This is a genomic window from Bradyrhizobium sp. CCBAU 53340, assembly GCF_015291645.1.
GTDB lineage: Bacteria > Pseudomonadota > Alphaproteobacteria > Rhizobiales > Xanthobacteraceae > Bradyrhizobium.
Genome location: NZ_CP030055.1, coordinates 881,628 through 900,612 on the forward strand (window position 1 = coordinate 881,628; position 18,985 = coordinate 900,612).

At 63.4% G+C, this 18,985-nt stretch carries 23 protein-coding genes; 13 read left to right on the forward strand and 10 right to left on the reverse strand.

Annotated elements, in window-relative coordinates; genetic code table 11:
• Positions 1–71: 71 nt before the first annotated feature.
• Both XH89_RS04120 and XH89_RS04125 read right to left on the reverse strand, forming a co-directional pair.
• Entirely contained in the window at positions 72–1,301 is a 1,230-nt protein-coding gene (locus tag XH89_RS04120; protein WP_194465852.1) for a YwqG family protein, read from the reverse strand.
• A gap of 181 nt (positions 1,302–1,482) precedes the next feature.
• Positions 1,483–1,722, reverse strand: a complete 240-nt coding sequence (locus XH89_RS04125) for a hypothetical protein (protein ID WP_194465853.1) — start codon at positions 1,720–1,722, stop codon at positions 1,483–1,485.
• Between the two features lie 342 nt (positions 1,723–2,064).
• Between XH89_RS04125 and XH89_RS41170 the strand changes: the two genes are divergently transcribed.
• Both XH89_RS41170 and XH89_RS41175 read left to right on the forward strand, forming a co-directional pair.
• Positions 2,065–2,418, forward strand: coding sequence for a copper chaperone PCu(A)C (locus tag XH89_RS41170; protein WP_246767733.1), 354 nt, complete (start codon positions 2,065–2,067; stop codon positions 2,416–2,418).
• Positions 2,403–2,936, forward strand: a complete 534-nt coding sequence (locus XH89_RS41175) for a hypothetical protein (protein ID WP_246767734.1) — start codon at positions 2,403–2,405, stop codon at positions 2,934–2,936. The genes XH89_RS41170 and XH89_RS41175 overlap by 16 nt, the downstream gene beginning before the upstream one ends.
• 137 nt (positions 2,937–3,073) lie before the next feature.
• Here the strand turns inward: XH89_RS41175 and XH89_RS04135 are convergent, their stop codons facing one another.
• The gene (locus XH89_RS04135; RefSeq protein WP_194465854.1) at positions 3,074–4,171 is read right to left on the reverse strand and encodes a glycoside hydrolase family 3 protein; all 1,098 of its coding nucleotides are present in this window, start codon (positions 4,169–4,171) and stop codon (positions 3,074–3,076) included.
• A 189-nt stretch (positions 4,172–4,360) separates the two neighbouring features.
• The gene (locus tag XH89_RS04140) at positions 4,361–5,671 is read right to left on the reverse strand and encodes an MFS transporter (RefSeq protein ID WP_194465855.1); all 1,311 of its coding nucleotides are present in this window, start codon (positions 5,669–5,671) and stop codon (positions 4,361–4,363) included.
• An 87-nt stretch (positions 5,672–5,758) separates the two neighbouring features.
• On the opposite strand from XH89_RS04140, the gene XH89_RS04145 reads away from it, so the two are divergent.
• A complete protein-coding gene (locus XH89_RS04145) occupies positions 5,759–6,355 on the forward strand; it encodes a TetR/AcrR family transcriptional regulator (RefSeq protein WP_194465856.1) in 597 nt (198 codons plus the stop codon).
• Between the two features lie 39 nt (positions 6,356–6,394).
• Here the strand turns inward: XH89_RS04145 and XH89_RS04150 are convergent, their stop codons facing one another.
• Positions 6,395–6,793, reverse strand: a complete 399-nt coding sequence (locus tag XH89_RS04150) for a VOC family protein (RefSeq protein WP_194465857.1) — start codon at positions 6,791–6,793, stop codon at positions 6,395–6,397.
• 163 nt (positions 6,794–6,956) lie between these two features.
• Between XH89_RS04150 and XH89_RS04155 the strand changes: the two genes are divergently transcribed.
• Together XH89_RS04155 and XH89_RS04160 are read left to right on the forward strand one after the other, a co-directional pair.
• The gene (locus tag XH89_RS04155; RefSeq protein ID WP_194465858.1) at positions 6,957–7,175 is read left to right on the forward strand and encodes a hypothetical protein; all 219 of its coding nucleotides are present in this window, start codon (positions 6,957–6,959) and stop codon (positions 7,173–7,175) included.
• A 10-nt stretch (positions 7,176–7,185) separates the two neighbouring features.
• Positions 7,186–7,644, forward strand: coding sequence for a hypothetical protein (locus XH89_RS04160; RefSeq protein WP_194465859.1), 459 nt, complete (start codon positions 7,186–7,188; stop codon positions 7,642–7,644).
• Between the two features lie 74 nt (positions 7,645–7,718).
• On the opposite strand, the gene XH89_RS41180 is transcribed toward XH89_RS04160, so the two are convergent.
• Positions 7,719–8,147, reverse strand: coding sequence for a hypothetical protein (locus XH89_RS41180; RefSeq protein ID WP_246767735.1), 429 nt, complete (start codon positions 8,145–8,147; stop codon positions 7,719–7,721).
• On the opposite strand from XH89_RS41180, the gene XH89_RS41185 reads away from it, so the two are divergent.
• A complete protein-coding gene (locus tag XH89_RS41185; protein ID WP_246767736.1) occupies positions 8,146–8,568 on the forward strand; it encodes a hypothetical protein in 423 nt (140 codons plus the stop codon). The genes XH89_RS41180 and XH89_RS41185 overlap by 2 nt on opposite strands.
• 9 nt (positions 8,569–8,577) lie before the next feature.
• Here the strand turns inward: XH89_RS41185 and XH89_RS04170 are convergent, their stop codons facing one another.
• The 3 genes from XH89_RS04170 to XH89_RS04180 all read right to left on the reverse strand — a co-directional run bounded on the left by XH89_RS04170 (position 8,578) and on the right by XH89_RS04180 (position 10,799).
• Positions 8,578–9,081, reverse strand: a complete 504-nt coding sequence (locus tag XH89_RS04170; RefSeq protein ID WP_194465861.1) for a hypothetical protein — start codon at positions 9,079–9,081, stop codon at positions 8,578–8,580.
• A gap of 224 nt (positions 9,082–9,305) precedes the next feature.
• The gene (locus XH89_RS04175; protein ID WP_194465862.1) at positions 9,306–9,752 is read right to left on the reverse strand and encodes a carboxymuconolactone decarboxylase family protein; all 447 of its coding nucleotides are present in this window, start codon (positions 9,750–9,752) and stop codon (positions 9,306–9,308) included.
• Positions 9,753–9,776: 24 nt separating this feature from the next.
• Positions 9,777–10,799, reverse strand: coding sequence for an LLM class flavin-dependent oxidoreductase (locus XH89_RS04180; RefSeq protein ID WP_194468365.1), 1,023 nt, complete (start codon positions 10,797–10,799; stop codon positions 9,777–9,779).
• Between the two features lie 170 nt (positions 10,800–10,969).
• Here XH89_RS04180 and XH89_RS04185 point away from each other — a divergent pair, with 170 nt between their 5' ends.
• The 5 genes from XH89_RS04185 to XH89_RS04205 all read left to right on the forward strand — a co-directional run bounded on the left by XH89_RS04185 (position 10,970) and on the right by XH89_RS04205 (position 15,967).
• Complete coding sequence (locus XH89_RS04185) at positions 10,970–11,998, forward strand: Cj0069 family protein (RefSeq protein WP_194465863.1); 1,029 nt, start codon at positions 10,970–10,972, stop codon at positions 11,996–11,998.
• Between the two features lie 10 nt (positions 11,999–12,008).
• Complete coding sequence (locus XH89_RS04190) at positions 12,009–12,605, forward strand: ATP-binding cassette domain-containing protein (protein ID WP_194465864.1); 597 nt, start codon at positions 12,009–12,011, stop codon at positions 12,603–12,605.
• Positions 12,602–13,408, forward strand: coding sequence for an iron export ABC transporter permease subunit FetB (gene fetB / locus XH89_RS04195; RefSeq protein ID WP_194468366.1), 807 nt, complete (start codon positions 12,602–12,604; stop codon positions 13,406–13,408). The genes XH89_RS04190 and fetB overlap by 4 nt, the downstream gene beginning before the upstream one ends.
• Before the next feature lie 182 nt (positions 13,409–13,590).
• Positions 13,591–14,622, forward strand: a complete 1,032-nt coding sequence (locus XH89_RS04200) for a DUF6709 family protein (protein WP_194465865.1) — start codon at positions 13,591–13,593, stop codon at positions 14,620–14,622.
• 604 nt (positions 14,623–15,226) lie between these two features.
• On the forward strand, positions 15,227–15,967 hold the full coding sequence (locus tag XH89_RS04205; RefSeq protein ID WP_246767737.1) for a transglycosylase SLT domain-containing protein: 741 nt from the start codon (positions 15,227–15,229) through the stop codon (positions 15,965–15,967).
• 127 nt (positions 15,968–16,094) lie between these two features.
• Here XH89_RS04205 and XH89_RS04210 read toward each other — a convergent pair whose 3' ends face one another.
• Complete coding sequence (locus XH89_RS04210; RefSeq protein WP_194465867.1) at positions 16,095–17,084, reverse strand: MBL fold metallo-hydrolase; 990 nt, start codon at positions 17,082–17,084, stop codon at positions 16,095–16,097.
• Positions 17,085–17,780: 696 nt separating this feature from the next.
• Between XH89_RS04210 and XH89_RS04215 the strand changes: the two genes are divergently transcribed.
• Both XH89_RS04215 and XH89_RS04220 read left to right on the forward strand, forming a co-directional pair.
• A complete protein-coding gene (locus XH89_RS04215) occupies positions 17,781–18,359 on the forward strand; it encodes an NAD(P)H-dependent oxidoreductase (protein WP_194465868.1) in 579 nt (192 codons plus the stop codon).
• A 133-nt stretch (positions 18,360–18,492) separates the two neighbouring features.
• Positions 18,493–18,945, forward strand: coding sequence for a pyridoxamine 5'-phosphate oxidase family protein (locus tag XH89_RS04220; protein WP_194468367.1), 453 nt, complete (start codon positions 18,493–18,495; stop codon positions 18,943–18,945).
• The last annotated feature ends 40 nt before the right edge of the window (positions 18,946–18,985 follow it).

Below are 18,985 nucleotides of genomic sequence, written 5' to 3' on the forward strand. Positions count from 1 at the left end.
TCACGCTCTCATTGCATTGCGATGACGAGCGAAGTGCTGTCATCGCCGCACCTTCACCGAAGCACGCCCCGTCAGTGGCTTTGCAGGATGGTCCAGCAGCGGTCAAAGCGGTCGGTGGCGAGGTCCTGCTTGCGGGCACATAGGTAGAGTCGTCCTGCGTCACCCCACTCCATGCCCGCTTCGACGTCGCTGTCGATCTGCAGCACGAGTTGCCAGTTGTCGGCGAACTCAGGCCCATCCCCGGCGTGCCCCGCGCACGCCGCTTCGACGGGCTCCTGGATGGACAAGGCGACGCCACCCACCTGGTGAATCCCAGCATTGCCATCAGGGCCAAAGACTTCCGGATACCGAGCGTAAAGGGCGTCCCAGAACTGCTGATAGGCGTCACGTTGCGCGACCGACCAGCCAGGCCAGTCGAACCGCGCGATCGACGAGACCGGCGGAGGCAAGAGCCATGCTGTCGGGCGCAAGCTACGCGGTTTGAAGGCGTAGCCTCTTGGCATCAATTCCCTTGCTGCCGGCTCATCGAATTCCTTCGGAAAGGGCTTCCGCTGCAGCTGCTCGCCCGGTCGCCGCGTGAAGATAGTCCGCGCCCGCGCCTGATCCTCCTCTTCTCCCCACGGCCAATCGAAAGGATCGCAGAAGAACAGCAGCCGCCCAGCGGAGGGGAAGCCGTCCAGGGCGCAGACAGAATGAAGCTCCGCAAAGTCGATTTGGGCGACGAAGCTCAGCGGCCATTCGCGATTGCGGATTTCGCTTTCGACTTGGCCGGAATGCTCCAGCCGTGCCGCCCGATGGCGGCGTCCGCTGATAATTCGACCCGGCATCGAGCCAGCCTCGCGCTTGGGCGTGAAGGCCGGTCGGAAAGGCCAATCCACATCTGGCGGCATGTCGGGCTGGCCGCCGAGCCGGCTCGCACCTGTTGGTGCCCCTTCCTCGATGGGTCCGGGAACGAGGACAATGCACCGCCTCGCCATTTGAGCGAGTCTTGGAGCCCATTCGTTCAAACCCGCATGGCGCAGCGCAGCTTCCAGCTCGGCTTCGTTGGCCCAGACCGGCAACTCCGCTGCGGCGGCATGCTGCTTGGTCCCCGCCATGTCCTTTGCATGCCTCCGAACCATCAGTGGTTCGAAGATCCGCGTCGCTTGCGACACAAGCCCCAGCAGAATGGCGGAAAAGACCAAGACGCTGCCCAAGGCTCCGATGTCCCCAACGATCCACTCCAAGGCGAAGACGGCTGCGACCGCGGCGGCCATGCAGCCGACGACGTAGATCATCAGGAGCGCGATAAAGAAGGACAAGCGCACGGCTCGCGACCTCCGAAGGGAAAGAGCGCTTCGCCTCGCTGCACAGGGATTGTGGTATTTTCAAAGCTGATGCAATCCGCGGATGGCGCGGAAAGGTTCATCTTGAGCCGGGTGCCGCGTGCACACGGCACCACAGGCGGTGTCATTGCGACCAGGCGATGCCGCGCTTTGCGGCTCAGGGGATCAATGCTTGCGGGGCCGCGGAAGCGGGCGTGATCCGGCCATCGATTGCCGACATCCGCGAGGCATCGAGTTGCGTGATCCGGTTCTGGAGCCGTGCGGCTTCTCCAGACAGCCAGTGAAACTCGGCGCACATATCCACCAACTCGGCTTGCTCCGACTTGTTGATGGTGTGCTTTGCGCGATGCTCGCACTCGTCGGCCTTCATCCGGAACAACTCGATCGCCCTGATCATTGCTCTCTCCCGCCCGTCGAATTCAAAAGCTTCGTTCATGGGCACCGACATGCAATTCGGTGATGCTCCCGGCCGGAAAAACACGGGACGTGCCGGTTAACGAATGCGTAAGGCTCTCCGGTGGCCACATCGCCAGAATGACGGTTGCGAGCCGCGCATTCTTTGTCGGAGATCAAGTGCACGGGCGAAAGGCACCATAGTTTGTGTCCAGACAAAGACCAGTCTGGCGTCACGGCTTAGGGTGTTTCCGGTCGAACGGCGATGTCGTCCATGACGACGCCTGCGGAGGCATCGCGCCGGTGACGCCGGTCGCAGCTCGTTGCCGCCAAGACGGAGATCGTCATGTTGGAGAAATTCGGAAGCATCGCCGTGATTCTCGCGGCCGCCCTGGCGTTCGTCGGATCCTCCCCGACGCTTGCCGACCACACCGACGTCGTCGTCAGCCAGGCCTGGAGCCGCGCCACGCCGAAGGGCGCGAAAGTCGCGGGTGGCTACCTCACCATCGAAAATCGCGGCACCGTGCCGGACCGTCTTCTTTCGGCCTCCAGCCCGGCCGCCGCCTCGGTCGAGATCCATCAGATCACGATGCAGGACGGCGTCATGATGATGCGCCCGCTCGAGCAGGGTCTGACGATTCCGCCGGACCAGATCGTCACGCTGGCGCCGGGCGGCACCACATCATGTTCATCGGACTGACCGCGCCCTTCGAGGAGGGGCAGCGCATCCCGGTCTCTCTCAACTTCCAGCGTTCAGGAACGATCGAGGCGACATTCGAGGTCGGCAGCATCAGTGCCAAGGGTCCCAGGCTCCAGATCGCCGCGACGGAGGCCGCACAGCCGGCGTTGCCCCCGGCGCCGAAGACGAATGCTGCTGCGGCTCCTCAATCGGCCAACGAGCCGTTCTTCACACACATCTGCGGCACGCGCGTGATGGCCGATGTCACCGTCACGCCCGGCCGCAGCGGACCCGTCGAAGTTCTTGTCCAGCTTTACGATGGCGACGAACAGCCGCTGAATGTCGATGCGCTGTCGGTGACGCTGGCCAATCCCGACAGGAACATCGCACCGGTGACGGCATCAGCGACGCGGATCGCGGCCGACAAATGGCGCGTCAGCATGATCACCGCAGTGAGCGGCAAGTGGTCGCTGGCGCTCGGCATCGACATGAAGAAGGACGACCGCATCGATATCGCCGCGCCGATCCTCATCGAGTAATACAGATTGTCGGAAACGATTTGATGCCCGGCTAGCTGGCGCTTTGGCCGCTTTCGAACCACCGATCGATCTGAACGCTCCAGGTTTCGATCATCTGGCTGAATGCATCGTCAGTCAGATTGGCGAGGTCGATCTTCCTAGACGACTTCGACCGTTGCCGCGTCGAATTGGGTGCCGGCGTCGCGGTGGCGCGCGAGCACCTCGCCTGATAGCTCCGAGACCTCGTTCTGCGCGGTACTGTCCAGCATCGCGCGGACGCGCTGGCTTGAAGCCTTCAGCAGCGCCGGATCGAGCTTGCCGGAATCCACGCCGTTGAGGATCGACCGGGCGAGGAAGCGGGCGCGCTCGGTGTCGGTCAGATGCGAGCAGATCATCAGCATGTCGTTGCCGGCCGCCATGAAGCGCGCACCGGAGTCCGGCGCGTCGAGCCGGCCCGCCATCGCGCGCATGCCGACGTCGTCGGACACGATCACGCCGTCGAACTTCATCGCTTCGCGCAGCAGCCCTTGCGTGATCGTGCGCGACAGCGTGACGGGATCGTTGGGATCGAGCTTCCGGTACAGGATGTGCGAGGTCATCATCATCCCGATGCCGCCGGCGATCGCGGCGGCAAACGGCTTGAGCTCGCGCGCCTTGATCTGCTCGAGGTCGAGATCGAGCACCGGCAGTTCGTGATGCGAATCCACCTGGGTGTCGCCATGCCCCGGGAAATGCTTGCCGCAGGCCCGCACGCCCTGGCGCTCCATCGCCCTGGCGAAGGGCAGCATCGATTTGATGACATCATCGGCGGTGCGGCCGAAGGCGCGCTCGCCGATGACGGGATTGGCGGGATTGCTGTGAATGTCCAGCACCGGCGCAAAATTCAGGTTGCAGCCGAGCGAGGCGAGCTCGACGCCCATGGCCTCGCCGACTTGTTCCGCGGTCGAAGCCCATCGCGCCGCGTAGGAAAAACGCGTGATCGGCGCCGGCGTGCGGCAGACGCGCCCGCCTTCGTGATCGATGGCGATGAATTGCTTGTCGCGCTGCGAGGCATCGCGGATCGCGGCGATCAGGTCCCGATGGATCGACAGCCAGTCCCGATAGGGCAGGTCGTGACGGAAATTGCTCTTGTAGAGGATGACGCCGGCAGGCCTGAGATCGCGCAGCAAGGCACGGTCGCGATCGTCGAGAACGCTGGTCGGCTTCAGGCCAATGAAGAAATGGTCGCCAACCGTTGCAAGAAGGGAATCGCTCATCTGCCGGAACCGCCACAGATTGTCAGGGTTGATTGAGATGGAGCCGGACGCAACGCGAACTCTCGGCTCCTGCGCGAGCCAGCGCGGCTCGCATTGTGGCAATATATTTCAAATTTCCTTAACAAAATCAATATTCAAATCGCTGGTCGACGCCTGGCGCCGACCAGCCGTAATGGTGATCGCCTTCGCCTACGCTGCAGCCAGCTGTGGCTGCACCGGCCGCCGGCCGATCATCAGCGACAACACGGCCGCCACGATCCCGGTTGCGCCGGCGATCATGAAGGCCTGCAGGTAATCGCCCTGCGACGAGCGCATGAAGCCGGCGAAGAACGCGGCGCACGCTGCGCCGAGTTGATGGCCCGCAACCACCCAGCCGAAGATCAGCGGCGCGTTCTTGTCGCCGAAGGCTTCGTTGGCGATGCGCACGGTCGGCGGCACGGTGGCGATCCAGTCGAGGCCGTAGAACACCGCGAAGACCGACAGGCTGACGAAAGAGAAGTCGGAGTAGGGCAGGTAGATCAGCGACAGCCCGCGCAGGCCGTAATAGAAGAACAAGAGCTTGCGCGGATCGAAACGGTCGGTGAGCCAGCCCGACAGCGTGGTGCCGAACAGGTCGAAGAACCCCATCAGCGCCAAGAGGCTGGCCGCCTGCACCTCGAAGATGCCGTGGTCGCCGCAGAACGCGATCAGATGCGTGCCGACGAGGCCGTTGGTGGTGAAGCCGCAGATGAAGAAGGTCGCGAACAGGAACCAGAAGGTCTGCGTCTTCGCTGCGCGGATGAGGTTGTCGATCGCCGCAACGAACGGATTGCCCTGCGCGGGCGCGGCGGGCTGACCCTCATGCGTGCTGCCATAGGAGCGCAGGCCGATCGCTGAGGGGCGCTCTGGCACCAGAAAATACACCAGCGGGATCAGCGCCGCGCAGCAGGCGGCGACCGTCAGCACCACCGGCTTCCAGCCACCCCATTCGACCAGCGATGCGAGGCCCGGCATGAAGATCAGCGTGCCGGTCGCGGTGCTCGCGGTCAAAAGTCCCATGACGAGGCCGCGATTGGTGGTGAACCAGCGATTGACGATGGTGGCGCCAAGCACGTTGGCGACTGCGCCCGAGCCGATGCCTGAGAGCAGTCCCCAGCTCATGAACAATTGCCATGGCGCGGTCATGAAATAGCTCATGGCCGTCGAGACCGACATCAGCATGAGCGCGCCGAGCACCGTGCGGCGGATGCCGAAGCGCTGCATCACGGCCGCGGCGAAGGGACCCGCGAGGCCGTAGAGGAAAATGCCGATGGCCGCCGACGACGAGATCACGCCGACGTCCCAGCCGAACGCTTTCTGCAGCGGCAGCATCAAGACGCCCGGCGTCGCGCGCAGACCCGCGGAGGACAGCAGCGCCAGGAAAATCACGGCAACGACGACGAAGGCGTAGTTCTGGCCGAACGGCCGCCGAGAGGCGGTGGAGGATTGAACGGAGGCAGGTTGAACGGAGGATGGGGGCATGTTACTTACCGGTACGTATTGGGGTGCGGTATTAGTACGTACCGGTCAGTAACATTGTCAAGCCTGTCCTGGAGGCATCGGAGCCAGATGACGAAAAAAGCCGAAAAACCCGCAGACGCGCCGCTCCGGGCCGCCGACCGCATCCGCGCCTCCGCCAGCGAGCTGTTCTACCGCGAGGGCATTCGCGCCGTCGGGGTCGACGAGGTGGTCGATCGCGCCGGGGTGACAAAACCGAGCCTCTATCGCAGCTTCGCCTCAAAGGACGATCTCGCCGCCGCCTATTTGCGCGACTACGATCTGAGCTTCTGGGAAAATTTCGAGCGCCCCGGCGGCAAGAGCTACGGCAATGCGCGCGACCATGTGCTCGCCTATATCGGCCAGCTGGCGCCGCGCGCAGTGGCCAAGGGCTATCGCGGCTGCGGCCTCAGCAATGCCGCGGTGGAATATCCCGCGCGCGACAATCCCGCGCGCCAAGTCGCCGAAGCGCACAAGAAAGTGTTCCGCAAGCGCTTGCGCGAACTTGCGACCCAGATGGGCGCGCGTCAGCCGAATGTGCTCGGCGATGCGCTTCTGCTGCTGATCGAAGGCATCTACGTCACCGGCCAGCAGTCCGAAGACGGCCCCGCGCAGTCGGCGCTCGCGGCGGCGAAGCTGCTGATCGATGCGAGCGTGAAGGCGGGGTAGGGGATCGCGGCCAGCGATCAGGCCCCATCGGCGCGGGTGTCAACTGCGCTTGATGGACTGGATCAGGTCCCAGCGGTTGCCGTAGAGGTCCTCGAAAACCGCCACGACGCCGTAGGCCTCATGTCGTGGCGTCTCGACGAAGTGCACGCCGGCCGCGATCATGCGCGCATGATCGCGCTCGAAGTCATCCGTTTCCAGGAACAGGAACACGCGCCCTCCGGTCTGCTCGCCAATGCGCGCCGTCTGCTTCGGGCCGTCCGCGCGCGCCAGCAGCAATCCAGAGCCTGTATGGCCGCGCGGCCGCACAACCACCCAGCGTTTCCCGCCACCGAGCGGCGTGTCCTCGCAAAGCTCGAAATTCAGAGCGCGCGCGAAGAAGCCGATGGCTTCGTCATAATCCGCGACCAGGAGACTGACGAGGGATAGTTGCTGATTCATCGTGCAATCCGGCTGGTGGGGCAGGCTCGCCGCCGGGAGGACAAGCATAGCATGACATGGGCCTGGCTGTGCGATCGCCGGACGTCGCGGAGCTCCATTTGCAGGAACTTCCACTTTTTCCCGACGTTAGACCGGCGGCGCGCCCATGCGGCCGGCTCGTGTGATGAAGAACTTTTCCAACGCAGCGTTTTCCCCCGAGGTGATCGAGCTCATGACCACCGCCCTGGACGCTGCGGTCGCGACCTTGCCTGAGCCTGTGCATTCCGCGCACGTCTCAGCGCTCGCCGAATCCATCCTGCGCACGGCTGGTGCGGGCGAGCGTGAAGTGGCGACCTTGCAGAGGATTGCCTTGCTGGAGCTGCAACTGGCGCCACGCAACTGATGAGGCCGACATGAAGATGATAGCCGCAATTGTCATCGTGCTCGCCGCCTCGCCGGTTCCTGCCCAGGCTGCCAACTGGACCACCTATCGCATTCCCGAATCCGGAACGTCGGTCGATATTCCCACTTCAATCTTTACCGAAGAGGCCGGAAAGCCCGACGGATACGGCCAGAAATTTCGGACGTCAGACGGCGTCGCCGATCTCACCGTGCAGACGGTTCCCCGGCAACAGGGAATCTCGCCCGCCGCGTTTCTCGCCGCCAAGCAGCCGCCGTCGGGGATCGTCTACAAGCGGATCGCATCAGACTTCTTCGTCGTCTCCAGCGTCAAGCGCGACAAGATCTGGTATGACCGCTGCAACTTCACGAGCCGTTACGTGCATTGCGTTCTGATCAATTATCCCGCGGACGAGAAGCGGCAATGGGACGGCGTCGTCACGCGCATCAGCCACAGCCTGAGTGGCGGCTGAACCGGGGTGCGAGAAAAAGAGCTGCCCGACCGGATCGGGCAGCAGGTCGTGAGGACCAAACTCTTTGCGCGGCCCTACCGAGCCGTCGTTGATGTGGTTGACATGCTCGGCTTCGAACCAGGCACGTGCGACATGGTCTTCGTTGTCGAGCCTACTTCTTCGCCGGCCTTCACCTGCGTGCGAGTGTGCGAACGGCTGAACGTGCCGCCCTCATGCGCTTGCGCGCGGGCGTTGGAATTCAGCACCGGGCCATTGCCCTTGTTCATGCTGACGCCGGTCCGGGCCTTGCCGCTCGCGGCGGCGGCGCTTCCACCAGCCGCGATCGACGAGCCCGTGCTGCCAGTTCCCGAGGTCGACGTGCCGCCGGTGCCGACGGTGGAGGCGGAGGTGCCGCCCGCGGCGGCCGAGCCGCCCGATCCGCCGGTGATACTGGTCTGCGCAAGCAGCGGTGAAGTGGCGGCAAGCAGCAGCGCGACCGCCGAGGCCGTAATGAGCGTTCTCATGTTGCATTCCTCTGTTCAGGGTGACGAGGTCGAGATCGTGCAGCCGTTGACGGTGATGGTGCTGGCGCTCGTGGAGCCAGGGCCGCCCGCCGTCGATGACGAGCTCGAGACGTTGCCGCCGCCGGCCTGGACATGCACCGACGATCCGCCGGCCGTGCTCGAGCTCGACAGCGAACCGCTTGATGCCGTCGAGCCGGTCGTGCCCGAGCTCGACGAGCCGAGCGCGGTGATGCTGCCGTCGGCATGTTTTTCGACCGTGACCTTGCAGGTTTCGCCGGAGGCCGTCTTGCCGGTTTTTTCCGTGGTTTCAGCGAGAGCACTGCTGCTCGCCAATGCCAATGCCGCAATCGCAATGATCGATTTGTTCATGGCAGTTCTCCTCCAACACGGACGAAGGAGCGGCATCGCTGCCGCTCCGTGAATCAAGGAATCAATCCTTGTCCTTCTTCATCTCGTCCTTGTGGTGGCCCTTGCCTTTTTCGAGGCCCATCTCGCTGGCGTGGCTACCGGACTTGCCGGCGTCGTCCATGTCGGAGGATTTCGACGAGCCGGACCGACCGACAGTCGAGCCGCCGGCCGCGGAGCCGCCGGTGCCGACGCTGGACGAGCTCTTGCCGCTGCCCGCGGACGAACCGCCGGTGCCGAGCGTGGAGGCCGAGCCGCTGCCCGAGCCGCTGCCGGCCGCGGAGCCGCCGGTGCCCACAGTCGAGCTGCTGGTGCCGCCGCCCGCCGACGAGCCGCCGGTGCCGAGCGTCGACGCCGAACCCGAGCCGCTGCCACCTGCCGACGAGCCGCCGGTCCCGACGGTCGAGCTGCTGGTGCCGCCGCCGGCGGACGAGCCGCCGGTGCCGACGGTCGAGCTCGATTGTGCGACAGCGAGCGCCGTGCCAGCCAGCAGAGCGGCCGCAGCCGCGGAAAGCTTCAATATCCTCATTGTCCTCTCCTCCAGTTCCCAAAATCGCCAAATCAGGCTCGGGATAAATTAGCAATCGCGCAAACGTTCCTGTGCGGTTCGAGGATCACAGCGGATCTCTCGCGCTACATCATCGCGTCTATTCATCAGCTGTTCATATGTGGCGCGCGCGTTTTGTGCCGATGCGCATCGGTGCCGACGTTCAATTGCCGGCAATCACAAAGATCGCTCAGGAGGAGAGGCGATCAGCTCACATCGTGCACGTAGCGCATGCCGATCGCGAGCCGGTTCCAGAGATTGATCATGCCGACGAGGATGGTGAGATCGGTGATCTCCTTGTCGGTAAAGTGTGCTTCCAATTCGTCGTAGTCGGTATCCGGCGCGCGCGTCGCGGCGACGTTGGTGAGCGCCTCGGTCCAGGCCAGTGCGGCGCGTTCGGCCTGCGAATAGAGCGGCGATTCACGCCAGGCATCGAGAAGGTAGAGGCGCTGCTCGCTCTCGCCGTGCTTGCGCGCATCCTTAGCGTGCACATCGAGACAATAGGCGCAGCCATTGATCTGGGAGGCGCGCATCTTCACGAGCTCGATCATACCTCTCGGCAGCCCGGATTTGAGGATGTAGGCCTCGACCGCGCGCAGCGCCGCATAGCCCTCGGGCGCGACTTGCGCGGGTAACAATCGGTCGGCATGCATGTCTCTGTTCTCTTGATCGCTGAGTTAGCGCCAGCCCAGCGCCGGCGCGACGTGCGTCAGGATCGCCTCGATCGCATGCGCGCAATAGGCGACGCCGAGCTGGTTCGGAATCGTCAGCAACAGCGTGTCGGCCTCGGCGATCGCCTCGTCCTGCCTGAGCTGTTCGATCAGCACGTCGGGCTCGGCGGCATAGGAGCGCCCGAAGATCGCCCGCGTCTGGGGATCGATGAAGCCGATCTGGTCCTGGCCTTCGCCGCCGCGGCCGAAATAGGCGCGGTCGCGATCGTCCATCAGCGCAAAGATGCTGCGACTGACCGACACGCGAGGCTCGCGGGTATGGCCGGCCTCCTTCCACGCCGCACGGTAGGCGCGAATTTGCGCGGCCTGCTGCACGTGAAAGGCCTCGCCGGTTTCGTCGTTCTTCAGTGTCGAGCTCTGCAAATTCATGCCGAGCTTGGCCGCCCACACCGCGGTGGCGTTCGAGCCGGCGCCCCACCAGATACGTTCGCGCAAACCTGTCGAATGCGGTTCGAGTCGCAGCATCCCCGGCGGGTTCGGAAACATCGGCTGCGGATTGGGCTCGGCAAAACCTTCGCCGCGCAGCAGATCGAGGAACACTTCCGCATGGCGGCGGCCCATATCGGCATCGCTCTGGCCCTCGGCCGGCCGATAGCCGAAATAACGCCAGCCATCGATCACCTGCTCGGGCGAGCCGCGGCTGATGCCGAGTTGCAGCCGTCCGCCGGCGATGAGATCGGCCGAGCCTGCGTCTTCCACCATGTAGAGCGGGTTCTCGTAGCGCATGTCGATCACGGCGGTGCCGATCTCGATCTTGCTGGTCTTTGCGCCGACCGCGGCGAGCAGCGGGAAGGGCGAGGCCAGCTGCCGCGCGAAATGATGCACGCGATAATAGGCGCCGTCGGCGCCGAGTTGCTCCGCCGCCACCGCCAGCTCGATCGATTGCAGCAGCGTGTCGCCGGCCGAGCGCGTCTGCGATTGCGGCGAGGGTGTCCAGTGTCCGAAGGACAGAAATCCGATCTTCTTCATGCGCCCCAAGGTAAGCGCGACCACGGGAATTTGCGATAGGCCGCCCGAGAAGAATGACCACTTGATCGGACCACGCGACCTCACATAGACTGCCCTCAGCGGGATCAAGCAGACTCCCGACGAGACTTCGGTCCAAGCTCTGCGCAGCACGCAACACGTGGAGCTTGCGCATGAATACCGAAAGACACCCCTCATCCCGACCCACCGTCGCCATCCTCTCCCGGGGAGATGCTGTCGCCCGTCGCGACGCCACCTCGAAACAAGGCCGCTTCGTCGATGTCTTCGAGGCGCTCGCCGCCGTCGGCATCGAAGCTCACCCGGCGATTTATGATGAGAGCTTCGCAGGAGCCGTCCGCGAGCAGCTGCTCGCCGTGGATGGCGTGCTGGTCTGGGTCAACCCGATTCAGGACGGCCGAAACCGTGCCGGTCTCGACGCCCTGCTTCGCGATGTCGCCGCGCAAGGCGTATGGGTCAGCGCCCATCCTGATGTCATCCTCAAGATGGGCACGAAGGAAGTTCTCTATCGGACCCGTGCGATGGGCTGGGGCTCGGACACGGCGCTGTATCAGACCCTTGATGCGATGCGGGCCGAGCTGCCGGCGCGCCTTGCCGCCGGACCGCGTGTGATCAAACGCAGCCGGGGCAATGGCGGTCAGGGCGTCTGGAAGGTCGAGCAGCTGCCGGCCTCGCCCCTGCTGAAAGTGCTGGACGCGACCAAGGAGGTATCAGAGCAATTGACACTGGACGATTTCGTGCGGCGCTGCGCGGAGTATTTCGAGAACGGCAATGTGATCGATCAGGCGTTCCAGCCGCGCCTCGGTGACGGCGTGATGCGCTGCTACATGGCGGGCGATCGCTGCGCCGGCTTCGGCCATCACAAGGTCAAGGCCCTCGTCGAGTCGCCGGAGGCGCGTTCGCAAGCCGGACCGCGGCTCTACACGTCGAACGCAGATCCGCGCTTCCAGCGGCTGCGCCGGTTGATGGAGGACGAGTGGACGCCACAGCTGATCTCGCTGCTGGACATCGCGCGCGGTGACTTGCCCGCGATCTGGGACGCCGACTTCATGCTCGGCCCGGTTCAGGCCGACGGCAGCGACAGCTACGTGCTCGGCGAGATCAATGTCAGCTCGGTGCATCCCTATCCGCAGGAAGCGCCGGCGGAGATCGCGAGGTGCGTCGCCGAACGGCTGCAGCGTTAGGCTTTGACGTATGCTGACGGTCAGTGGACTCAAGCGCTTGCACCTCTGCGTGTCGTTCGAGTTGAAGGGCGGCGAGTGCGTCGCCCTGCAGGGGCCTTCCGGAGCAGGAAAGACCTTGCTGCTCCGCTCCATCGCGGATCTCGATCCCAACGAAGGAGCGGTCAAGCTGGACGGACAGCTCCGGGAAACGATGCCCGCTCCGGCCTGGCGAAAGCAGGTGACCTACCTCGCTGCCGAGCCCGGCTGGTGGGCCGAGACGGTGCAGGACCACTTCACGAGCTGGGATGATGCTCTGCCGCTGCTCGAACGCTTGCGGCTGCCGGACACCTGCGGTCCGTGGCCGATCCAAAGACTCTCGACGGGCGAGAGACAGCGATTGGCGCTGGTGCGCGCGCTCGTGCTGCAATCGCGCGTGCTCCTGCTGGACGAGCCGACCTCGGCCCTCGACACGGCATCGGCCGCGGCCGTGGAATCCCTGATCGCCGACCGGGTCTCGGAGGGAACGAGCGTGATCTGGACCACGCATGACGATGCCCAGGCCCGGAGGGTCGGGTCGCGGGTTCTGCTGATGAACAGCGGCGGCGGGATCGAGGAATGTCTGACGTGACGTACATCCACCTGGCCTACGGCGACCTGATCCTGCCCGCGCTCCTCGTCGTGATGGACGGGGTTCTCTCGCTTGCCCTTCACCTCAAGCTCGAAAGGCAACTGGCCGTCGCCACTATCAGGATGGTGATCCAGCTCGTGCTGGTCGGATACGTCCTGACGTTCCTGTTTGCCGCTGTCTCGCCGCTCTGGACCGCGCTCGCCGCCTTCATCATGGTCCTGTTCGCATCGCGCGAGATCGTCGCGCGGCAGAAGCGGCGGCTTCCCGGCATGTGGAGCTACGGCCTGGGCGCCACATGCACGCTGCTCGCCGCCGGGACCGTCACGATGTTCGCGCTGCTGACGGAGCTGCGCCCGGATCCCTGGTATCACCCGCGCTATGCGCTGCCGCTGCTGGGCATGATCCTCGGCAACACCATGACGGGGATCAGCCTCGGACTGGACGTCCTGATCAACGGTCTCGTGCGCGAACGAAGTGCCATCGAAGCGTGCCTCGCACTCGGCGGCACCCGCTATCAGGCCGTGCTGCCGGTCGTACGCGACGCGCTGCGCAGCGGCTTCACGCCGATCATGAACAGCATGGCGGCGATCGGCCTTGTGTCCTTGCCGGGAATGATGACCGGCCAGATTCTCGCCGGGGTCGCGCCGGTCGACGCGGCAAAATATCAGCTGTTGATCATGTTCCTGATCGCGGGCGGAACGGGATTGGGAACGCTGGCCGCCGTGCTCGGCGGCGCACGGCTATTGACCGACCACCGCCACCGGCTGCGCCTCGATCGCATTTCAAGCGGGGCGGCGGCTTGAGCGTTGCCCGTTCCGGCGCTCTTCTCGACGTGGCCGACGCGAAGACAAAGCTCGAATTTTACGAGTTTGAGCAATCGAAATGTGACCGACACCAGGCCCGATCCCCGCCATTAAAGTCGCCTTAATCACCGCGCTGCAGTCTCCGGCAGCAGTCCTGAAATCAGACTATGGCTTATGATTTTATGAGCATGACATGGGTCGAGCGCCAGGTCCGCAACACGAGCTTGCGTCAGCTCGGCGCATGCCTTCTGCTGTTCCACTTTGCGGCTTTCCACACGCTGGACAACGCGCAGCGTCTCGGCAGCTACGCCAGAGGTGTCGCCGCGATGTCGCAAGACCAGCTGCGCGCGGTGACGAGTGTTTCGCAACTGTCGCACGACTGGGTCGCGCTGCAGGCCGACAAGGTCGTTTCGACCGGCGTCTACTCCCGCCAGAAATATGACCAGGCGATCTTCTCCGTTGCGCAGCTCGGGGACCGCTTGCTCTTGATCAAGGCGGATCCGACTCGCGTTCTCGACGCGAGCGCGCTGAGCGGCGGTCTGGTGGCCGCCGACATGCAGACAATCGACCTGATCAGCCGCCTCGCCACGCGAAGTGGCGATGCCGGTGCGGTGTTCCTCCCTGTCATGCTCGACACCGAGAAATACACCTCCCCCGCCATGGCCGCCGTGCTGTTCTTATTCGCGGTACCCCTGGTGCTCGTTGTCTTGATCGGCAGGCGGGCGCTGCCGCGATTGAGCGTGCCATCATCGCATCCCGATTTGCGTGCCGTCCGCGGCCAGTCCGCCGATGCGTTGGACATGCTCAGCGCGCGGCTGCAGCACGACGTCGTGACAGCCAGATCTGCCTTGAAGCTTCGCGGCCAGGTGCGGGTGACCGACACGCACGTGTTGCAAAGAGGCTGGTTCAGGTTCCGGCTGATGCCGCTGTCGGACATGCTCTATGCCTACAGCATGACGACGACGACACTGATGTTCGGCGTGATACCGACCCACCGCTCGCATTCGCTGATGTTTTACTTCTCCAACCAGAAGATGCGGGCGCCTGTCCGGAAGGCGCAGACTGCCGAGGTCATGCAGCACTTGGCGAGAGTGGCGCCGTGGGTGTTGCTCGGCCACGCACGTGAACTCGACAGAGCGTACAAGAAAGACAGGTCCAGGCTCATTGAGCTCGTCGCGGCGCGCCGCAGGCTGGTCGCAGCCGGCCAGTCATGAGCGAGGCTATATTCCGGGCGGCTGTTCGTTCCCTTGGCCGGCGAGCGATGACCGCTTTCTGGTGAGGAGCCGACTGGCGCCCCGGCCGATCTTCGGTTTTTGACCTATAGCCGACCCCGCGAGCGCTTTCCGCCAGGGGTCGCTCGCGACCCAAAGCGGGACACGTCCGAGTGGCGAGGCGGAAAATCTGCTGTCATTCACCACATTTAAACCTTAACATTCTACGAAGGGGACCCACCACAGGCGGCAGGACCATGCGAACAGCCTTCGTACAGAAGCCATCCGTGGCCTTCGGGCTATGAAGGTTTGGCAGACAGGCTGCATCGCGGCTGTCATCGCGTCCGTCGGACTTTGTCTGGCCGCCTCTAACAGGCCGGCCGCGACGGTGCCGGATGTCGTGCCGCAAGCGGCAGCGTCCATGGCGGCTCCCGCGGTCGTGGCGGCTCCTGCGGTCACGGTGACGCCTGCCTTGTACGCCGAGGCATCCGCCAGGCTTGCGACAGCGCTTCGGGCAGAAAGAGCCGAGCTTGGCGCGGTGACGTCAGCAGATTCCGCCCCGTTGAGCGCCGGACCCAAAATCGCCGATGAACCCGTGGCGCCGAAATTGGCGTCGTTGGAACCGGGTATCGTCCAGCCGCTGCCGGCAGAACGCGATGAGTCCAACGATGCGCCGAAAGCGGCGCCGGCGCAGGATTTCCGTTATCTGGTCTATTACGTCTGGTCCGAACTGCCGCCTGCCGAGAAACCGGCGGAGATCGTCTTGCGTGCGTTCAAGGACATTCCGCTCGGAACGCCGGCCGAAGAGATCAAGCGCGCTGCCGAGGCGTTTGGTCTCGATGTCAATTTCATGATGGCGGTTGCCAAGATCGAATCCGGTTTCAACCCCAATCAACGCACCGGATCGTATATCGGCCTGTTTCAGCTGAGCCAATACGAGTTCGGCAAGTTCGGCTTCGGGCAGATTCGCAATCCGCGGGACAACGCCGTTGCGGCCGCCTACAAGATCATTACCGAAGGCGTCCAGTTCGGGTGGATCACGCACCGGACGCCTGATATGAGCGACCTTTACCTGATCCATCAGCAGGGTTGGGAAGGCGCCGCCGAGCACATCAGCCAGCCCGCGCGCTCCGCCTGGAAATCCATGTGCGCCACCAGCGAAGGCAAGGAGAAGGGCGAGCGGTGGTGCAAACGCGCGATCTGGGGCAATGCACTGCCGGCGTTCAAGCGCACCTGGAAATCGGTGGACAACGTCACGTCAGAGGCGTTCGTCGCCATGTGGCGCAGCCGGGTCGCCGAATTCTACACGAAATATGTGGCGACCGCCGCTGCCGCGGCGAACCAGTAACTCGGTCGTCGCCAGGGCCCTGCCACGCTCCCCACCGCTGGTCAAAACGACGCTGTTGACCCGGAGCGGTCGCGGCGGAGCTTATGTTGATGAGGGACATCCGCCGCCATTCCCGGTGGTGCGAAAATCAGTCTTCGCGACTGGCCAGCCTGCGGTAAACCACAAGATCGTCAAAGGTGGGTGCTTCGCCGCGCCGGACCTTGGAATCGATGTCGGGTCCGAGGACGAGCGACGTGCCGAGCCCGGCATAGATGTATCGCGTGCCGAACGCCTTCTTCAGCGCTGCAAATGTCGGTTCGCCCGTGCAGTGTCCGGGCGCAATGTTCTCGACCTTGAATTTGTCTTTGAGCGCGGTCACGATCTTCTCAATGACGTCGTCCGCGGCAACAACAAGGTGGAAGCCCCCAGCAATGAGATGGATCCTAGGGTTGATCGCCGTTGCTGCCTCTACAATGCGTTCGATTCCCGGATGCGAACAGCCGACGACAAGAACAAGGCCATCCGGCGTATTCACTGCGAGCGAGAGTTCTTTGAGTTCCTTTGTGCCGGGAAGATCGGAAACGAGCGCGATCAAAGTGATACCGGGTGCGATCTCCGTCGTCTGATCGATCAGTTCGAACTTGGCATTGGGCCATGCGGCGCCGAACTCCATGATTTTCGGCGGTTTGCCGCCAAAATATCGCATCTCGTCAGGCAGGGAATCGTCCTTGCGATAGAAGGTGGATGGAAGCGACGAACCGTAGATCCCGAATCCTTCTTTGGGCGCGTAGATCTTGACGCTCGGATTCACACTCAGCACATAGCTCAGTCCAGCCATGTGATCGGAATGCCGATGGGAGAGAACCACAAAGTCAAGGGTGGTAAGATCGACTCCCTTTGCCTTGACATTCTTCCCGAAGATCTCCGCGTTGTCTCCGGTATCAAACAGAATGCGTTTTCCTGCGACCTCCACCAGCGCGGAGAAACCCCAGTCCTTTGTCATTTCAGGGTCGGCGCCAAACGCGTCATAGAGGATCGTAATCTTGCCGTTCGGCTCGGCCGCAATAGTCGCGCAAGGACTCGCTACTATGGCGCAGGTGACGGCGGCGGCGATGAAGCTCCATTTTCCGAATGTCATGGATGTGTCTCCTTTTCGGTTGGACTTCCGCTGAAACACTGAGTTGGCGCAGTCCGAATTGACGGCCGGTGCTGCGGTGGTGGGCCACCGGGACAGTCGTGGACTATCGTTTATGCTCGGATTCTGTCGTCGGATCCGCAAGAGGCATTTTTTGCACCCGGAGCTTGAACCTTTCGCCGCCTCAATAGCCGTTCGCCGAATTGTTCCGAAATCGAGCTTCGGAGCGCGCCACCTTGGTCCGCTTCTGGCCCATCGCTACCGCCGACTTGGTAGCCTCACACGCCCGGTCGCAGGGACAGACCGGAAGTCTCCAGCCGGCCGCTACGCCGACGCTCTCGACCCGAAGCCGACTTTGGTCAGCTTGTCCGCGCTTCCGCGGCCGCGGCTCAGGAGGGGCGTCCGGGTTGATTAACGCGCATCTCGGTCGCCCATTCCGTCAGGCACTGTTCGGCATACCGCAGGCCTTTATTGACCCGCTCGAAGCGGTCCCGTCCAGCATCGCTTTCGGGGCCTAGCGCCAAGGGCTTCAACGATGTATTGCCCAGCCGTCAGGACACCCTTGCTTACCTCGTCAAGTGCAAGGATGGGTTTCGCTGGCGCTCTATCCATCATGCGAGCTGACCTGGATCAAGCACGCTGCAAAGCGGCCGATTACCATTAGCTACGATGTGATGGCACGGCGACGGAGCGCGGCGAATGAGGCGTATTGCAATCATTCAGGGCCACCCGGATGCAAGTGGCAATCACCTGTTGAACGCGATGGCTGATGCCTATGCGGAAGCCGCAATGTCGTCAGGACATGAGGTCCGGCGCATCGAGGTCGCAAAGCTCGCTTTTTCGCTGTTGCGTACGCAGTCGGAGTTTGAAACCGGCGAGCTACCGCCGTCTCTTGTGCAGTCCCGGGAGGACATGCGCTGGGCGGAGCACTGGGTGTTTTTATTCCCGCTCTGGCATGGAACGATGCCGGCGCTGTTCAAAGGTTTTCTAGAGCAAATCTTCCGGCCAGGCTTCGCCATGGAATACAGGGAGAAACAATTCCCAAGGCGCCTGCTTGCCGGGCGTTCGGCCCGCATTGTCGTGACGATGGGTATGCCCGTGCTGCTCTATCGCTGGTACTTCGGGGCCTTTGGCGTGCGCTGTTTCGAGCGCAGCATGTTGAGCTTCGCTGGAATCAAGCCGATCCGCGAGAGTCTCTATGGACTGACATTTGCGGATGAGCATCAGCGCGCGCGCTGGATCGAAGACATGCGCGGATACGGCCGATACGGCAACTGAACGGCGGACACTTCTCGTTCTACCCACCGTAACACGATCGGGTTCGGCGCACGCTCTCGTCTTGATTTGCCTCAACCTCGCCTCGCTCACTTTTGTCATTGTCTCGATGCTGCGGGCGAACGTGAGGTTGACCATGGACGATATGTCAAGGCGCAAGATTCAGGCATTGCTCGATCAGCACCGCACCATGCGTATCGCGACGCTGCGTCCGGACGGCTGGCCCCAGGTGACGACCGTGGGCTACGCCAATGACGGCCTTGCGATCTATTTCCTGTGCGGGAAAGACAGCCAAAAAGCATCCAATCTTGCTCGCGACAATCGCGCCTCTCTCGCGATCGACGAGGACGCGGCGCAGGTCATGGAAATCACCGGGCTGTCCATGGCAGTGCGGGCTGAAGTCGTGAACGATCCGGTCGAAGGCGAAAAAGCGCTGAGCTTGCTGTTCCAGAGATATCCGGAACAGAAATCCATGCCGGGTCCGCTGCCGACGCCCGAAGATGTTCGCATCTTTCGGCTGACGCCAACCGTGATCTCCGTGCTCGACTACTCCAAGGGATTTGGCCATACCGATCTCGTCACCTGTTGAACGCAGCTTCCATCCGGCGGCATCCCTGTGCCGCCGCCGA

Bases quoted from the DNA above. Each gene is read 5' to 3' on its own strand.
- XH89_RS04125 (WP_194465853.1), bottom strand. From the start codon at position 1,722: ATGATCAGGGCGATCGAGTTGTTCCGGATGAAGGCCGACGAGTGCGAG.
- XH89_RS41170 (WP_246767733.1), top strand. From the start codon at position 2,065: ATGTTGGAGAAATTCGGAAGCATCGCCGTGATTCTCGCGGCCGCCCTG.
- XH89_RS41175 (WP_246767734.1), top strand. From the start codon at position 2,403: ATGTTCATCGGACTGACCGCGCCCTTCGAGGAGGGGCAGCGCATCCCG.
- XH89_RS04135 (WP_194465854.1), bottom strand. From the start codon at position 4,171: ATGAGCGATTCCCTTCTTGCAACGGTTGGCGACCATTTCTTCATTGGC.
- XH89_RS04140 (WP_194465855.1), bottom strand. From the start codon at position 5,671: ATGCCCCCATCCTCCGTTCAACCTGCCTCCGTTCAATCCTCCACCGCC.
- XH89_RS04145 (WP_194465856.1), top strand. From the start codon at position 5,759: ATGACGAAAAAAGCCGAAAAACCCGCAGACGCGCCGCTCCGGGCCGCC.
- XH89_RS04150 (WP_194465857.1), bottom strand. From the start codon at position 6,793: ATGAATCAGCAACTATCCCTCGTCAGTCTCCTGGTCGCGGATTATGAC.
- XH89_RS04155 (WP_194465858.1), top strand. From the start codon at position 6,957: ATGAAGAACTTTTCCAACGCAGCGTTTTCCCCCGAGGTGATCGAGCTC.
- XH89_RS04160 (WP_194465859.1), top strand. From the start codon at position 7,186: ATGAAGATGATAGCCGCAATTGTCATCGTGCTCGCCGCCTCGCCGGTT.
- XH89_RS41185 (WP_246767736.1), top strand. From the start codon at position 8,146: ATGTTGCATTCCTCTGTTCAGGGTGACGAGGTCGAGATCGTGCAGCCG.
- XH89_RS41180 (WP_246767735.1), bottom strand. From the start codon at position 8,147: ATGAGAACGCTCATTACGGCCTCGGCGGTCGCGCTGCTGCTTGCCGCC.
- XH89_RS04170 (WP_194465861.1), bottom strand. From the start codon at position 9,081: ATGAGGATATTGAAGCTTTCCGCGGCTGCGGCCGCTCTGCTGGCTGGC.
- XH89_RS04175 (WP_194465862.1), bottom strand. From the start codon at position 9,752: ATGCATGCCGACCGATTGTTACCCGCGCAAGTCGCGCCCGAGGGCTAT.
- XH89_RS04180 (WP_194468365.1), bottom strand. From the start codon at position 10,799: ATGAAGAAGATCGGATTTCTGTCCTTCGGACACTGGACACCCTCGCCG.
- XH89_RS04185 (WP_194465863.1), top strand. From the start codon at position 10,970: ATGAATACCGAAAGACACCCCTCATCCCGACCCACCGTCGCCATCCTC.
- XH89_RS04190 (WP_194465864.1), top strand. From the start codon at position 12,009: ATGCTGACGGTCAGTGGACTCAAGCGCTTGCACCTCTGCGTGTCGTTC.
- XH89_RS04200 (WP_194465865.1), top strand. From the start codon at position 13,591: ATGAGCATGACATGGGTCGAGCGCCAGGTCCGCAACACGAGCTTGCGT.
- XH89_RS04210 (WP_194465867.1), bottom strand. From the start codon at position 17,084: ATGACATTCGGAAAATGGAGCTTCATCGCCGCCGCCGTCACCTGCGCC.
- XH89_RS04215 (WP_194465868.1), top strand. From the start codon at position 17,781: ATGAGGCGTATTGCAATCATTCAGGGCCACCCGGATGCAAGTGGCAAT.
- XH89_RS04220 (WP_194468367.1), top strand. From the start codon at position 18,493: ATGGACGATATGTCAAGGCGCAAGATTCAGGCATTGCTCGATCAGCAC.